Origin of the sequence: Enterobacter sp. 61D5, assembly GCF_034107965.1 — a bacterium.
Lineage (GTDB): Bacteria > Pseudomonadota > Gammaproteobacteria > Enterobacterales > Enterobacteriaceae > Enterobacter > Enterobacter cloacae_M.
This window is the reverse complement of record NZ_JAWNFK010000006.1, coordinates 341685-356445: the sequence shown is the minus strand read 5'-3', so window position 1 is coordinate 356445 and position 14761 is coordinate 341685. Positions and strand designations below refer to the sequence as shown.

General features: G+C 50.5%; 14 protein-coding genes and 1 pseudogene. 11 read left to right on the top strand and 4 right to left on the bottom strand.

Features of this window, described 5'->3' with window-relative positions:
• The first annotated feature begins 29 nt into the window (after positions 1 to 29).
• From UTM25_RS06855 to UTM25_RS06825, 7 genes are all read left to right on the top strand, one after another.
• On the top strand, positions 30 to 617 hold the full coding sequence (locus UTM25_RS06855) for a hypothetical protein (protein WP_194399238.1): 588 nt from the start codon (positions 30 to 32) through the stop codon (positions 615 to 617).
• 9 nt (positions 618 to 626) lie between these two features.
• Positions 627 to 1097, top strand: a complete 471-nt coding sequence (locus UTM25_RS06850; protein ID WP_194399239.1) for a GNAT family N-acetyltransferase — start codon at positions 627 to 629, stop codon at positions 1095 to 1097.
• Between the two features lie 12 nt (positions 1098 to 1109).
• On the top strand, positions 1110 to 1550 hold the full coding sequence (locus tag UTM25_RS06845) for a GNAT family N-acetyltransferase (protein ID WP_194399240.1): 441 nt from the start codon (positions 1110 to 1112) through the stop codon (positions 1548 to 1550).
• A gap of 145 nt (positions 1551 to 1695) precedes the next feature.
• On the top strand, positions 1696 to 2691 hold the full coding sequence (locus UTM25_RS06840) for an alpha/beta fold hydrolase (protein ID WP_194399241.1): 996 nt from the start codon (positions 1696 to 1698) through the stop codon (positions 2689 to 2691).
• A gap of 44 nt (positions 2692 to 2735) precedes the next feature.
• Positions 2736 to 3476 (top strand): response regulator, encoded by a 741-nt coding sequence (locus tag UTM25_RS06835; RefSeq protein ID WP_194399242.1) that lies wholly within the window; start codon positions 2736 to 2738, stop codon positions 3474 to 3476.
• The gene (locus UTM25_RS06830) at positions 3473 to 4771 is read left to right on the top strand and encodes an ATP-binding protein (protein WP_194399243.1); all 1299 of its coding nucleotides are present in this window, start codon (positions 3473 to 3475) and stop codon (positions 4769 to 4771) included. The genes UTM25_RS06835 and UTM25_RS06830 overlap by 4 nt, the downstream gene beginning before the upstream one ends.
• Before the next feature lie 135 nt (positions 4772 to 4906).
• Positions 4907 to 6097 (top strand): cytochrome c biogenesis protein/redoxin, encoded by a 1191-nt coding sequence (locus tag UTM25_RS06825; RefSeq protein ID WP_194399244.1) that lies wholly within the window; start codon positions 4907 to 4909, stop codon positions 6095 to 6097.
• A gap of 4 nt (positions 6098 to 6101) precedes the next feature.
• Here UTM25_RS06825 and tam read toward each other — a convergent pair whose 3' ends face one another.
• On the bottom strand, positions 6102 to 6860 hold the full coding sequence (gene tam, locus UTM25_RS06820) for a trans-aconitate 2-methyltransferase (RefSeq protein ID WP_194399245.1): 759 nt from the start codon (positions 6858 to 6860) through the stop codon (positions 6102 to 6104).
• A 384-nt stretch (positions 6861 to 7244) separates the two neighbouring features.
• Between tam and UTM25_RS06815 the strand changes: the two genes are divergently transcribed.
• Positions 7245 to 7883, top strand: a complete 639-nt coding sequence (locus UTM25_RS06815; protein WP_194399246.1) for an acyl-homoserine-lactone synthase — start codon at positions 7245 to 7247, stop codon at positions 7881 to 7883.
• Positions 7884 to 7897: 14 nt separating this feature from the next.
• Here UTM25_RS06815 and UTM25_RS06810 read toward each other — a convergent pair whose 3' ends face one another.
• On the bottom strand, positions 7898 to 8590 hold the full coding sequence (locus UTM25_RS06810; RefSeq protein ID WP_023311808.1) for a helix-turn-helix transcriptional regulator: 693 nt from the start codon (positions 8588 to 8590) through the stop codon (positions 7898 to 7900).
• 302 nt (positions 8591 to 8892) lie between these two features.
• A complete protein-coding gene (locus UTM25_RS06805; protein WP_194399247.1) occupies positions 8893 to 9477 on the bottom strand; it encodes an NUDIX domain-containing protein in 585 nt (194 codons plus the stop codon).
• A gap of 86 nt (positions 9478 to 9563) precedes the next feature.
• Here UTM25_RS06805 and UTM25_RS06800 point away from each other — a divergent pair, with 86 nt between their 5' ends.
• Positions 9564 to 10337 (top strand): DeoR/GlpR family DNA-binding transcription regulator, encoded by a 774-nt coding sequence (locus UTM25_RS06800; protein ID WP_194399616.1) that lies wholly within the window; start codon positions 9564 to 9566, stop codon positions 10335 to 10337.
• 38 nt (positions 10338 to 10375) lie between these two features.
• On the opposite strand, the gene UTM25_RS06795 is transcribed toward UTM25_RS06800, so the two are convergent.
• The gene (locus tag UTM25_RS06795) at positions 10376 to 10738 is read right to left on the bottom strand and encodes a DUF4406 domain-containing protein (RefSeq protein ID WP_126795371.1); all 363 of its coding nucleotides are present in this window, start codon (positions 10736 to 10738) and stop codon (positions 10376 to 10378) included.
• Between the two features lie 519 nt (positions 10739 to 11257).
• Between UTM25_RS06795 and UTM25_RS06790 the strand changes: the two are divergent.
• Both UTM25_RS06790 and UTM25_RS06785 read left to right on the top strand, forming a co-directional pair.
• Positions 11258 to 11404, top strand: a pseudogene (locus UTM25_RS06790) (ISNCY family transposase); the annotation flags it as partial.
• Between the two features lie 868 nt (positions 11405 to 12272).
• On the top strand, positions 12273 to 14761 hold a 2489-nt coding region (locus UTM25_RS06785; RefSeq protein WP_320714513.1), incomplete at its 3' end, for a filamentous hemagglutinin N-terminal domain-containing protein.

Genomic DNA, 14761 nt, shown 5'->3' with positions numbered 1-14761 from the left:
GACATCATTTCTTTAATGGCGAAATATCGATGAGTTTTGTGTCTCTTTTAACCGGACGGGTTTTCCAGGATCTCCTGCTGCATGGCAAAGAGATAGAGGAGGCTATTGCTCATCGTGATACCCGTCTCTTGAATCATTCCACGCCAGAGCTGGAACGGTATTTTTCGCGTCCATTCAGCGAGCTTCCGCGTCAAAATCCTTATCCGGTAGCGGTGCTGTTACCTCTTTTTTTAGTGGCGTTTGCGTTAAACCTTCTGCCTTTTCTCAGCGCATTGCAGGGGTTTTCACCTTTACATCATGCATTGAGCTTTTTCGTACCATCATTGACGATGACAGGCGCGCTCACTGTGATAAGCGTACTCCTGGCTCGAGGTAAGACGTCTGCATTGTTGGGCTTTATGGCATTGTTCATCATTCTATTGATAGCGACCCTTATTCAGGGGCTATATCTCCTGTTTTCTCATGATGGAGGTCTTTGGCCACTGGTCATCGCATCATCCGCGCTGTTACTTTGTCGGATGGTGATGAACAGGAGAGGCTTTGTGCTGTTTACGCTCTATTGTCGTACTCAGCGTCTTGCCAGACTGGCACGGGAAATGCGACTAAAAAGCCGCTAAAGGAGGATTATGACTTTACGAAAAGCTAAACCACAGGAAGCCGAAATACTCTGGAATATTCGCAATCAGGCGATTCGTCACGGCTGTAAAACCAGCTACGACGCCGACGTCATTGCGCGCTGGACGCCGGATCTCATGCCTGAACGCTTTCGCCAGATGGTCATTGAATACCCTTTTTACGTGGTGGAAGATGAAAAGGGTGATATTGCGGCAACCGGCTATCTGGATCTGGATACCCACTGTCTGGAGGCGATATTCACCTTGCCCGCGGCATTCGGCAAAGGCATGGCGACCCGGATTATCGAGGCGCTAAAAAATGAGGCCCGCAGCCGGGGGATAGCCCGCCTGAGGCTGGATGCAACGCCTAACGCCCAGTCGTTTTATCAGAAGCTGGGGTTTGTGACGCTGAGCGAAACCTATCATCACTCGCGTATGGCAGGTGTTGATTTACGCTGTTTCGAAATGGCGATCGATTTGTAATGTGAGGAACACATGGCTGTCACGGTAAGACCTCTATGCGAAGACGATTACTCCCAATGGCGACCGCTTTGGGATGGCTATACCCATTTTTATGATTGCTACCTCGAGGAATCCGTCACCGCATCGACATGGGAAAGGGCGCTCTCAGCGCATTCCCGGATGTTCTGCCGGGTGGTCGAGAAGGACCAAAAGGTCATCGGTTTCGCAATGTGCATTCTGCATGAAGGAACCTGGTCAACGGCCCCCGTCTGCTACCTGGAAGATCTGTTTGTTGATTCCGACGAACGCGGGGCGGGCGCAGGCAAGGCGCTTATTGACGCTCTGATTGAGGAAGGCAAGCGCGAAGGGTGGTCAAAACTGTACTGGGTCACCCAGGTGAACAACCCGGCGCGTAAACTCTATGACAAATATGGTGAGGCTGACGACTACGTCCGTTATCGCCTCTCCCTTTAAGACGACAACGCCTGGGTTTGTATCACACTGTATCTGCGTCCCGGATACATACACAGGCTTGCAATAAACCCGCTTTCGCACATATCCGCTATACATTGCCGTGTTGTTATATCCCCGTGAATTGTACTCAACCGGAGATACCAACATGTTTAGCAAATTCGCGTACTCAACTCTCGCACTGACCGTTTCTCTCGGCACCGTGATGTCCTGTCAGGCTGAAGTCACCGGCACAAATTTCGCGGCAGCCTTTGATCATCCCCAGCAAATTAACGCCGGCGATCTGAATGTCGGTTATGTCGACATCGGCCCTAAAAATGGCCAGCCGGTTATTTTACTGCACGGCTGGCCGTACGATATTCACAGCTACGCCGACGTCGCCCCCGCGCTGGCGGCAAAAGGCTATCGGGTGATTGTGCCTTCTCTGCGCGGCTACGGCACCACGCGCTTCCTGTCAGCCAAAACGCCGCGCAACGGCCAGCCTTCAGCCATGGCGAAAGATGTTGTGAACCTGATGGATGCCCTGAATATTAAGCAGGCGGTATTTGCAGGATATGACTGGGGCGCTCGTACGGCGGATATCGTTGCGGCGCTGTGGCCAGAGCGCGTTAAGTCACTGGTGTCGGTGAGCGGGTATCTCATCAGCAGCCAGCAGATTGGCAAACAGCCGCTGCCGCCAAAAGCGGAGCAGCAGTGGTGGTATCAGTTCTATTTCGCCACCGCGCGCGGTGCTGAGGGCTATGCCAAAAACACGCATGACTTCGCGCGCTTAATCTGGTCTCAGGCCTCGCCTGACTGGAAATTTAGCGATGCTGTTTTTAACGCCAGCGCCAAATCCCTCGATAACCCGGATCACGTCGCCGTGACGCTCAGCAACTATCGCTGGCGTTTAGGGCTGGAAAAAGGCGAGCGCAAATACGACAGCTACGAGCAAAAACTCGCTACGCTGCCGAATATCACCGTTCCAACGATCACCATCGAAGGCGGAAACAACGGTGCGCCGCATCCGGCACCGCAGGCCTACGCGGGTAAATTTACCGGTAAATACGAGCACCGCACCTTCGGGGCAAACGTGGGGCACAATCCGCCTCAGGAAGATCCGCAGGATTTCGTCAAGGCCGTCGTTGACGCGGACAAGTTCTGAAATGTGCTATTTTCAGTACGTTACCCTTCGGTCTGGAGATTTCGGTGGAGCATATTGATCATATCCTTGTCGTCGATGACGACAGGGATATTCGTGAACTGATTGTCGATTATCTCGTTAAGTCTGGCTATCGCGCGACGGGCGCGGCCAACGGTAAAGAGATGCGCGTCGTGCTGGATAAACAGCATATCGACCTGGTGGTGCTGGATATCATGATGCCCGGCGACGACGGCCTTACGCTGTGTCGAGAGCTACGCGTCGGGAAATATAAAGATCTGCCCATCCTGATGCTGACGGCCCGCAATGAGGAGACGGACAGGATCCTGGGTCTGGAGATGGGCGCGGATGACTACGTGGTGAAGCCGTTTGTCGCCCGCGAACTGCTGGCGCGTATCAAAGCGATTTTACGACGTTTTCGCACGATGCCGCCCAATCTGCAGGTGACAGAAGCCGGGCGGCTGGTTATGTTCGGCGAATGGCAGCTCGATACCGTTGCCCGCCACTTAATCGATCCGGAAGGGGTGATCGTCGCGCTCAGCGGGGCGGAGTATCGCCTGCTGCGCGTTTTCCTTGACCATCCTCAGCGGGTGCTGACCCGCGATCAGCTGCTGAACCTCACGCAGGGGCGCGACGCCGAGCTGTTTGAACGTTCTATCGACCTGCTGGTTAGCCGGGTCCGTCAGCGCCTGAACGAAGATGCCCGCACGCCCGCCTATATCAAGACCGTGCGCAGCGAAGGCTACGTTTTTACGATGCCGGTCACCATCAAAGAGGCTAACGAATGAGGTTCTGGCCACGCTCGCTGCTGGCCCGCTTGCTGCTCGTCGTGCTGTCCGGCCTGCTGCTGGCCAACGCCCTGAGCCTGACGCTGGTCATGATTGAACGAATGCACAGCGCCAGAACGGTGATGCTCGGTAATCTGGAAAACGACGTCGCAACCAGCGTCGCCATTTTAGACCGCTTACCGGCCAGCGAACGCGCGGCCTGGCTTCCGCGCCTCGAACGGGGTAACTATCGCTATATTCTGGGGCCGGGAGAGCCCGGCAACGCGCCGACGGATAGGCGTTCGCAGGACGCCATCCGAACCTTAAAAGCGACGCTCGCGACACAGTACCCGCTCAGCTTCACCGCCGTCCCTGGTGCCGTTTCACACATCCAGGCGCATCTGGCGCTGCGCGACGGCGCACCGCTGACCATTGACCTGATCCCGCGCATGCCACCGGTCGCCAGCTGGTTGCCCGTAGTGCTGATCCTGCAGCTGCTGCTGCTGGCTGCGTGCGCCTGGATTGCCGTACGGCAGGTGGTGCGGCCTTTTTCACAATTTACCCGCGCGGTGGATTCACTGGATCCGGCGGCCAGCACGCCAATGACCGAGAAAGGTCCGCTGGAGGTACAGCGTGCAGCGCATGCCTTCAACGCAATGCAGGCGCGCATTCAGTCTTATCTCCGGGAGCGCGCGCAGATCCTGGCGTCCATTTCTCACGATCTCCAGACGCCGATTACCCGCATGAAGCTGCGCGTCGAGATGGCAGGGGAACCTGAACTTCGCGACAAGCTCCTGCACGATCTCGATAGCATGACGCGTCTTGTTCGCGAGGGTATTGCGTATGCCCGGTCATCAGAATCACTGGAAGAGACCCCGCTGAAGCTGGAGCTGAACGCCTGGGTCAACAGCATCGCCTGCGATTATCAGGACATCGGTAAAAACGTGCAGCTTCAGGCAAACGATACTCGCTTACCGATCGTTACGCGTCCGCAGGCGCTTCGCCGGGTGATGACCAACCTGCTGGATAATGCCCTTAAGTTCGGTGAGCATGCCGTTATTGCCATTGATAATTCGTCTTCCGAAGAGGTGGTGATTCACATCACGGACGGCGGGCCGGGAATACCCGATGACGAACTAGAGGCGGTATTACAGCCTTTTTACCGGGTGGAAACATCGCGCAACCGCGATACCGGCGGAACAGGACTCGGACTGGCGATTGCCGCGCAGCTCACCGCTCAGCTTGAAGGAAAGCTCAACCTGACGAACCTGGCCGGAGGCGGACTGGATGTCTCCATTACGCTACCGCGCCGTTAATTGTACGGCTTTGTATCTCCCGGCCTGGGTGATACAGAGCCAGACAAAACCTGCGTTTTTACACATATCCTGAACACATCCGCACGATGAAATAGCCTCACTGCAGCGTCGCAGGACTTGTATTATGAGGTGTCTATGTTTCTGGTAATCGCTTTTCTGGGCGGGATGATAAGCCTGCTCAGTCCATGTACTCTCCCGGTTATTCCGCTCCTGTTCGCCGGTTTTCAGGGACAACCACGACATATTCTGGCTCTGCTCGCGGGGATGATCGTGATGTTCACCCTGGTGGCGATGGCCGTCACCGTCGCCAGCGAGTGGATAGCAGAGGCAACCATCATCGGGCGCTGGATCGCCCTCGTTATTCTGGCCACGGCCGCGCTGGCCTTAATTTTTCCGTCATTCGCCCAGCGTATTGCGGGTCCGGCCGTCAGCGCGGGAAATGTCCTGAACACCCGAAGCGGGCAAACGCGCGGTATGGCATCGGCTTTTCTGGCCGGGCTCGCGGTAGGGCTGCTCTGGTCTCCCTGCGCCGGTCCCATACTGGGCGCCATTTTCAGCATTAATATCGCGGGCCACTCGGCCATTACGACGGGCGCGCTGCTGGCGGCCTACGGCAGCGGATGCGCACTGATGCTGAGCCTGCTCGTTTCAGGAGGCCGCACGCTGATGGCGCCGTTAAGAGCAAAATCGGCGCTGATGGAAAGGCTGCGGCAGGGGGCTGGCGTGGCGATGCTGGCGGCAGTCGTATTTAACGCGACAGGAATGACTTCGTTTCTGAAAGGAGCAAACGGCGTTGCGGACCGTCTGGAGACAACACTTTTGACGCTGGCGAAACCCACTGCCGCGTCGGTGAAGCTCCGGCCGGTCGTGATGACAGAGCCCAGCAGCCAGCTGCCTTCGTTAAGCGGGGGGACAGGGTGGATTAACGGTGACCCTGTCACGTCTGAATCCCTGCGAGGGAAGGTGGTGTTAATTGATTTCTGGACGTGGGATTGCATTAACTGCCAGCATACGCTTCCCCACGTGCGAGACTGGGCCACGAAGTATCAGTATCAGGGGCTGGTCGTGATTGGGGTACACACGCCGGAATATCCCTGGGAAAAACCGCTTTCGTCGGTAAAAACCGCGGTGGAGAAATGGCAGCTGCCGTATCGGGTTGTGACGGATAACAATTATCAAATCTGGAACGCTTTCGGGAACCAGTACTGGCCAGCGCATTACTATTTCGATGCCAAAGGCCAGCTACGCTATACCGCCTTTGGCGAAGGAGATTATGCGCAGCAGGAAAAGATCATTCAGCAGCTGCTGAAAGAAGCCCGGTCATAACCCGTCAGGGCTGGCGTTGCGCCACGATAAATAGCCGCGGAAAAGCGAGCAGTATCTGCCCATTTTCCTGGAGCGGATACTGCTCTTCCAGCAGTTCATGGTAGCGTTTCAGGAAACGTTTCTGCTCGCTCTCGTTCAGTTCCTGGAGCCACGGACGCAAGCCGGTGGCGCTTACCCAGTCAATAATGGCCTGGTGCGAGCTCATTTTATGGAAATAGGTTGTTCGCCAGATATCCACGTCACATCCCGCCTCCGACAAGATGTCGTAATAGGCATACACACCCGGGAGAGGTTCACGGCCGCGGTCAGGGTAGTCTTGCTCCAGCGCCACTTCACGCATCGCTACGTGAGTGGGTTCAAGCCAGTTGTCAGGCATCTGGATCGCTAATACGCCGTTAAGCGTGAGCAAAGAAACGAGATGAGGCAGGAGATCATAGTGGTCAGGAACCCATTGCAGCGAAGCGTTGGCATAAATCAGGCTCAGCGGCTGGCCAGGCTTGTACTGGCGGATATCGGCCTCAACAAAATGGCAGCCAGGCAATGCGGCTCTTGCTTCCTCGAGCATTGCAGGGGAGTTGTCGACCCCGGTAATGTGCGCCGAAGGCCAGCGATGCTTCAACAGCGCGGTGCTGTTTCCCGGCCCGCAGCCTAAATCAGCGATGGTGGAGACCTCATCCAGAGGAATTCTGGCGAGCAGTTCTGCGGCAGGACGCGTTCTTTCCGCGCCGTATTGCAGGTAAAGAGAGGGATTCCAGTCGGCCATTTTGGTTCTCCGTTTAGCATGCTTCTGCAAGAGTAGCACAGCATTAAGAACAGAGATAATAGGGGGAAAAATAAGAAAAAGGAAATATTACCCCTTAAATTCTTAAGGGGCAATACTTTAATTGTAATTATTTTATGATTATCGTTTTTTAATATTTTATCGGCTAAGTGCTTCTTACGCTCTGTACCCGAAACTATAAATATTAGATAATCATGAATGGATATATCCCTGGTGTTTCGTAGGTCTTTGACCTCCTGGCCACTGAGTTTCACGAGGACTTAGTGGCCGGGTACTTTTTAAGTATAAGGAATACCATGCACAATGAAAGCTGTCCTAAAAGACAGGGGATAATAGTTTCAGGTGTTATTATCAGGAATAAGAGCAATGAATTCTGTTATTGAGTTTTTTTTGCATGATTACGATGATTTACCGTCAGCATTAGCCCGCGAACTCTTCCGGCTCCGGAGAAAAACCTTTCGGGACCGACTCGACTGGAAAGTTGAATGCGTTGAAGATATGGAAAAGGATCAGTTTGACAACCCAAACACGACATACTTGCTGGGTATGTATGAGGGACAGTTGTTATGCGGCGCGCGATTCATTAACTCGACGCATCCGACGATGATAAGCGAAATCTTTCACAGTTATTTTGGCGAAGCCATTACTTTCCCGGCAGATGTTCCCTGCTGTGAAATTAGCCGTTTATTTTTAGATAAAGAAACACGAGACTCCGCAAGTCTGCAGGGCGTGCCCGCCAGTAAGGCATTGTTTCTTGCGATGAATATGTATTGCATAAAGCAAAAATACAATGGAATGTACGCAGTAGCCAGTCGCGGTATGTATGCCATATTTCGCCATGCGAACTGGAAAGTTGAAGTTATTCAACGCGGTGTTTCTGAAAAAGGGGAGGTTATTTACTATATTTATATGCCTGCCAGCACCAGCATTATTGAAGACATTATTAGCAAAGACAAATCCAGTCACTGGCTTCGCGAAATGCTGGAGCATTTACGCCACTTATAACCAGTGGCTGAGGCTCAGTCGTCCAGTAATCGTAGTTCTGTTCCAAGTTTAATTGCGTGTCTGGCATTATTCACACCGAGTTTTTTCATTACATTCCCCATATGGAATTTAACGGTGCGTTCAGCAATAGACAAAATAACAGAAATTTCTGCGTAGGTTTTCCCGGCGCTGACCCATTTAAGGATTTGTCGCTCACGTGGCGACAGAAAAACATTTTTTTTCTGTTGATGCTGGCTATAGAGATTGAGTGTCTTCTGATGCAGTTGAACAAGGAAGCTTAGAAATTGTGGCCGATATTTTTCTATATCAATACCAGAATGCTTAGGACTGATGACGGATAAGACGACAAGATTATTAAGATAGTCATGCAGAGGGAACGTCTGCCCCTGGTAGATATCATACTGGACGCTTTCGTTGAAAATGCGCGTCAGGTTATAACCATCAGACAGGATGACATCACTTTCCCAGAAAAAATCTTCAACACAGCGCAAAGCCCGAATGATAACAGGGTCAATGAACTGATATTTCCTGTCGAGGTAGATATCAAACCACTCGGGGCTGTTATTGATTATCCGCATCTGTGAAGGATCTTTCTTGTTCATAATGGCGTAGGCGAAGACGATCCCTTTGAAATCCTCAAAAAACGCGTCCAGCTCACTCTGAATTAGCGTATTGATCGCTATGTCGTTGTAATATGTATCCTTCACGTGAGTTGCTTGCCTCCTGTTCGAGTGGAGGAGCAAGTATAATATGCTTCGTTATTTGTAGCGAGTCGCATTTTAATCCAGCCAACAGATAAGACAGGCTACCTCAACTGGTCGCCTGGCCAACGTGTGGCATTTCTAATGGTAAATGCAGATGACTCGGCGAATTTTTGAAGATTTTGTCAAATCCCGAAATAGTTCACTAAATATAGTAGGCTGCAAAATTTAGGAGGTTTTCCGCTTTACATTTGAGTAATGGACAAGCGTACCGACCCAGATTCAAATTCAGGATTTTAACCCGCAGTCTACATAATGCCTTTAAGAGCAATATGATAAAGCAGCATGATGGTTTTACCGTCGACAATCTTGCCTGTTTCAATGCCGCGTAACGCCTCTTCGAGCGTCATTTCCAGCACGTCGATATCTTCTCCCTCAGCCTTGATCCCGCCGCCTGCGCCGGTTCTGTCTTTCGGCTGGTACTCGGCAAGATAAAAATAGAGCTTTTCCGTGACGGAGCCCGGGCTCATATAGGCTTCAAAGATTTTCTGCACGCTCGAAACCTGAAACCCTGTCTCTTCTTCCGCTTCAGCTTTTATGCGGCTTTCGGGATCCATGTTGTCCAGCAGTCCCGCCGCGGCTTCGATTAAATCGTCCTCATGGCCGTTGATAAAGACAGGGAAGCGGAACTGGCGCGTCAGGATCACCGTTTTTTTCTCACGGTTGTAGAGAAGAATAGTCGCGCCGTTGCCACGATCGTAGACCTCTCGTTGCTGTCGTTGCCATTCGCCGTCACGGCGCTGCAGGGCGAAGGTGTACTTCTTAAGGTTGTACCAGTTATCTGACAGGGTTTCACTGTCAATGATGCGCACATCTGCACGTTTTGATTGCACGTTTGTTCCTCCTTACGTAGAGTAATTATCATAAACAGCATTATCGTGCACTTTCAAGATAAAACATGCAACATCAGGAATTCATGATGCTCACCAGTCAGCGAAAACAATTGATCCTCGAAAAGCTCGGCACCGAAGGCCAGGTCCAGTCAAAAGCGCTCAGCATGTTCTTTGATGTCTCTGAAGACACCATCAGGCGTGATTTGCGCGAGCTGGCGGCAGAAGGGCGTTTGCAGCGCGTTCACGGCGGCGCGCTGCCGTCATCTTCTGCTATTGCTCCCTTTGCTGAACGGCAATCCGTGAAAATGGATGCGAAAAAACGGGTCGCCCGCAAAGGCGCGCAGCTGATTTCATCAGACCAGGTGGTGATCGTTGACGGTGGCACGACAACTTCGGAGCTGATTACGTTTTTCCCTCCTGATCTGCGCATCACGGTGGTTACGCACAGTCCGAGCATCGCCCTGGGGCTTGTGGATCATCCGTCCATCGAGGTGATTCTGATCGGCGGTCGCTTGTATAAGCACTCCATTGTTACGGTCGGCGCAGCGGCCATCGAAGGCATCGAAAATATTCATGCAGATCTGTTCTTTATGGGCGTGACCGGGATCCATCCTGAGGCGGGGCTGACAACCGGCGATTTCGAAGAAGCGTGCATCAAACGTGCATTTTCCGGCAGAGCCGCGGAGACGGTTGTGCTGGCTTCTCCGGAAAAGATCAACACAGCGTCTTCGTTTGTGATTGGCGATGTGTCATCGGTGAACACCATTATCGTTGAAGACAATACCGATAAGGAGTGGATCCGCGCGGTATCGGAAAAGGGGGTATCCGTCGTGTTGACCTCAGAGAGTGTCACTCTCTGATAGCCAGCCTGTGCTCACAGGCTGGCTGGCGGACTGCCTTAAGCCTCTGGAATGTTCTCAAGTGCGGTATAAACCTTCAGGCCATATTTGCGGGCGACCTCAATGTCCATATCGGCACCTTTAGACGCACCGGCAATACGATAAATGGCATCACATTTAGCTATTAGCCGGTGAGCAACGGGGTACAGCATCGCTTCACTGATTTCATCACCAACCGCTTTCGATCCTGCGGCTTTTGCCAACGGCAAAGCCAGCCATTCGCCAATGACCGGGATGTGACCCCGCTGGTAAACGGCTAGTGCTGCGCTTTCGAGACGCGCCAGATTCTCATCAATGCGTGCCTGAACGCCTTCGGTTCCGCTGCGATAGGGGCCGGCAATTAAAATTAGCTGTTGTGTCATAGGTACCTCTGTCAGTGTTATTGCGTGAAGTTGCACGTTTTCTGCGATACATTACGGCATTGTGGTCGCGTTATGAAACATTTTCGTGCATTATCGTGCAAAAAGATGCATAACAGATCATTTAATCGTTTCTGACAGAAGGGTTGAGCTACTGACTTTCCGGCGCATGGCACACCGTCTCAATATTGTGGCCATCGGGCGAGATGACAAACGCGGCATAATCATCGGCACGGAGGTTCTGCCTTCCGTGATTGCACAGATAAAGGATGCATATCCGCAAATAACCGTTGAACTGGTTCTGTCTAAAAGGGAGGTATCTCAAAATTCACAACATGCTGATTTCTGTGGCCGCACCAGTGAACCATGAAGTAAAAGACTTATAGAGCTTATTTAACATAATATACATTATGCGTACCAATAATGTAGAGGCTCAATAGTAATATCCGCCTGTAGCTCAATTCAGATGTCCGCATTATGATGATGCCTCACGGAGCCGATTAAACAACCGGGAGACATATCATGAGCGCAGAAAGCTCAGGAGTGTTTACTTTGAAAGAGATCAACCGGGTCAAGATTATCCAGGACGTTATTGAACATCGTATGACAACGCGTCGCGCAGCTGAGCACCTCGGTATCAGCGACAGGGAATGTCGGCGACTGCTGGCATGGTAAACCGCTGGCGCTGTACAGCGATAAAGCCGGTGTTTTTCGCGTGAACAATAATGACCTCTGAGTGTGTCTTCTCAAGTGCTGCTATCGTCACGCTGTGGCACAGGATATAGGGGGCGACCATTCCATTAACAAAGCCGCGGCGGAGTCATCGACCATCCAGACGCACATCTGAAACACAGATATGGCGATATCAATACCAATAACCCTGATCATGTCATTTGCTCCCGTTGCAAGCGCAGACAGTAAAAGTATGGCATTGTCTTTTTCAGGAAGAGCGTCATCCACACAGTCAGCTTCGCTACAGGCTCTTAAATTTTGGAAAAAGTGTATCCAATTGAATTTTAGTGATTAATTCACCCTTCCCTCAACATTAGGAATATTCTCTTGCCGATTACAGTTTGAAATAGTTCAAAATGTGCATTTGCTTACCCCTCCCCACTTTTAAGGTATTGTTTAAATTACGTTTTACAGCGCCCTTCCCTCGATGTAATTCCCCCGTGCCACTAACCGATAATGTAAATGGCATACTGGTATCCATTACATATAGATTTCTAATAAATCCGCCCTCCAGAACACCAAATTTCATGATGAAAGCAAGTCAATTCTTATTAATAGCACAAAATATCATTCACACGCATTATAAGTTCCCATTGATGATTATTCATATTCAGATAAATAAATGTTTCTACTATGTATGAATTATTACAAATCCCATTTGGGTTGACCGCGCGGACAATTTAATTTATAAAGTGCTGGATTTTCTTCGGAAGATACAGGCTCCATGCTGTATTTGTGAATAGCTTCATTTTAATTCTGAGGAAAGGGATGGTTATTTATAAAAAAATTTATAAAAGGATTTGTAATGAAAAAAAATGAAATGTACCGTGCGAAGCGTAGCCATGGCGTGCTGCATGCCCGACTGGCACCCACCTGTTTTGCGACTATGATGGCGCTCGGCATGGTTATGCCTGTGCAGGCCGCAGTTATTGCTGATAACACATCATCAAACCAGCCTGCTATCCATACTGGTGGCAATGGGGCAACCATTGTGGATATTAATAAAGCCAGCGCTGATGGCGTTTCACATAACATTTATTCCAAATTTAACGTTGACACCAACGGCGTTATTCTGAATAACAGCGGTAGCGCAAGTAATACTCAACTGGCCGGTCAGATTGATGGCAATGCGAATATGGCCGGCACCAGCGCGACCGTAATTCTGAATGAAGTACGCTCTTCCGATCCGAGCCAGTTAAACGGCATGGTTGAAGTAGCGGGCCAGTCTGCGCAGGTGATTATCGCTAACCCATCAGGTATTACCTGCAACGGCTGTGGATTTATTAACACCAGCCATGCAACGCTGACTACCGGTGTTTCTACCGAGGATAGCAAAGGGAACTTCAGTGGTTTCGATGTGAAAAAAGGTCAGGTCGTGATTACTGGCAAAGGTATGGATACGTCATCTACCCAGTATACCGATATTATTTCTCGCTCAGTAAAAGTGAATGCCCAGCTGAAAGCCAATGAACTGAACATTATTACCGGTAGCAACCACGTTGATCAGAATGGTTTTGTTCGTGCCATCACTGGAACAGGTAATGCTCCGGAAATGGCGCTGGATGTCTCCTCTCTGGGGTCAATGTATGCGAATAAGATTTACATGAAAGGCACTGAGAAAGGTGTAGGCGTGAATATCGATCATGCCGATCTGACTGCCTCCGATTCGCTGACGATTGACTCTCAAGGGACAATCAATAACAACGGAGGCCGCATTGCAGCCGCTAATATGGCTCAACTGCAAAGCGCGAAAGACATTGTTAACCATGACGGTCAAATTACCTCTGGCGGTATGGTTACAGTTTCTTCAGAAAACACCATTGATAACAGAAAGGGTAAAATTGAAGGCGGCGATGTCAGCGTATCTGGTCGTCATTCTGTCAATAACGTTGATGGGATGATTAATGGTGCTCAAAGCGTAGGGATAATGACCGCCGATTCGCTGGACAACAGCAACGGTAGCCTGACCAGCAACGGTGCTGTGTACATCTCTAGCGCGTCATATAACAATAATAATGCCATCGTGAACAACTGGAATGGGAATATTACCGCAGGCGGCGATATCTCCATCAATACAGGTAATGTTAACAATGACGAAGGTTCCATTGCATCGACCGGCTCACTTAACGTTAATGCCCATAAGTTTAGCAACAACAATGGTGACATTACTATTGGCAATGGTAATGCTTATACCTCAAGCATGATTAGTGCCAGTGAGTTGAATAACAATAACGGTCGTATCACCGTTCAAAGGCAACACAGCGACCTGATGGTCTCAGGTGACAACTCGTTCACTAACCGTAATGGCGTAATTTCTACTGCAGGTTACATGTTCGTTAACGGTAATGTAGATAACTCCGCAGGTACGTTGAGCGCTGATAAAGATATTAATATCTATGCAAGAAGCTATGCTTCTGATGCAAACAGCATGCTGGCCGCTGGTAAAAATATTAATATGAATGTCACCGATAGTTTCCAGAACGGAGGTTTAATCAAAGCAGGCCAGGATATGGCTTTACAGATTAATCAGAGTTATACCACTCAGCCTGCGGAAAATACAGGTACCATTGAAGCTGCTAACCGCTTAAGTTTGCAAAAGAATGGCAGTTTCTTTGATAATGCTGGAAATATATCTGCCGCACAGTTGGATTTGAGCTTTAGTGATTTAACTAACACCGGATTCATCACGAGCACTGGCGACATCAATATTAACGGCACTAATTTAACCAATGCTGGAGCGGGAAAAATCACTGCCGGAAATGACATTAATGCATGGGTTTCCACCTTAAACACGGATACCGACTCACAGATTAACGCGGGCAATGACGCCAATATTACACTGATGCGTGAAATGCATAACACAGGTGATATTACGGCGAGCCATGACATTAATCTGATAGCAATGAATAATCGCAACAGCCCCTCTGATAATAACGGTGTTATCTCCGCAGGAAATAATGCCGTGGTTGCCATGGGAGAGGCCTTCTTTGCGAACTTAGGTACTATCAAAGGAGATAAATCGGTTACGATTAGCGGCAAGTCTGTTTACAACGACGGTGACATCAGCAGCCTCGGCGATGTGATTGTTCAGGCGAATAATGGTATTACCAATGACGTCAGCGGCAAGATTACTGGTGCGACCGTTAAAACACTCGGTAACATGACAAACTTTGGTGAGATTACTGAAACCTCCGCCGCTAACTCCGGTGATAATAAACCGGATAATGGTAACGTGATTCCAACACCGGTCCCGACACCAGCACCAGCACCAGCACCAGCACCGGTCCCGACACC

Bases quoted from the DNA above. Each gene is read 5' to 3' on its own strand.
- UTM25_RS06855 (WP_194399238.1), top strand. From the start codon at position 30: ATGAGTTTTGTGTCTCTTTTAACCGGACGGGTTTTCCAGGATCTCCTG.
- UTM25_RS06850 (WP_194399239.1), top strand. From the start codon at position 627: ATGACTTTACGAAAAGCTAAACCACAGGAAGCCGAAATACTCTGGAAT.
- UTM25_RS06845 (WP_194399240.1), top strand. From the start codon at position 1,110: ATGGCTGTCACGGTAAGACCTCTATGCGAAGACGATTACTCCCAATGG.
- UTM25_RS06840 (WP_194399241.1), top strand. From the start codon at position 1,696: ATGTTTAGCAAATTCGCGTACTCAACTCTCGCACTGACCGTTTCTCTC.
- UTM25_RS06830 (WP_194399243.1), top strand. From the start codon at position 3,473: ATGAGGTTCTGGCCACGCTCGCTGCTGGCCCGCTTGCTGCTCGTCGTG.
- UTM25_RS06825 (WP_194399244.1), top strand. From the start codon at position 4,907: ATGTTTCTGGTAATCGCTTTTCTGGGCGGGATGATAAGCCTGCTCAGT.
- tam (WP_194399245.1), bottom strand. From the start codon at position 6,860: ATGGCCGACTGGAATCCCTCTCTTTACCTGCAATACGGCGCGGAAAGA.
- UTM25_RS06815 (WP_194399246.1), top strand. From the start codon at position 7,245: ATGAATTCTGTTATTGAGTTTTTTTTGCATGATTACGATGATTTACCG.
- UTM25_RS06800 (WP_194399616.1), top strand. From the start codon at position 9,564: ATGCTCACCAGTCAGCGAAAACAATTGATCCTCGAAAAGCTCGGCACC.
- UTM25_RS06795 (WP_126795371.1), bottom strand. From the start codon at position 10,738: ATGACACAACAGCTAATTTTAATTGCCGGCCCCTATCGCAGCGGAACC.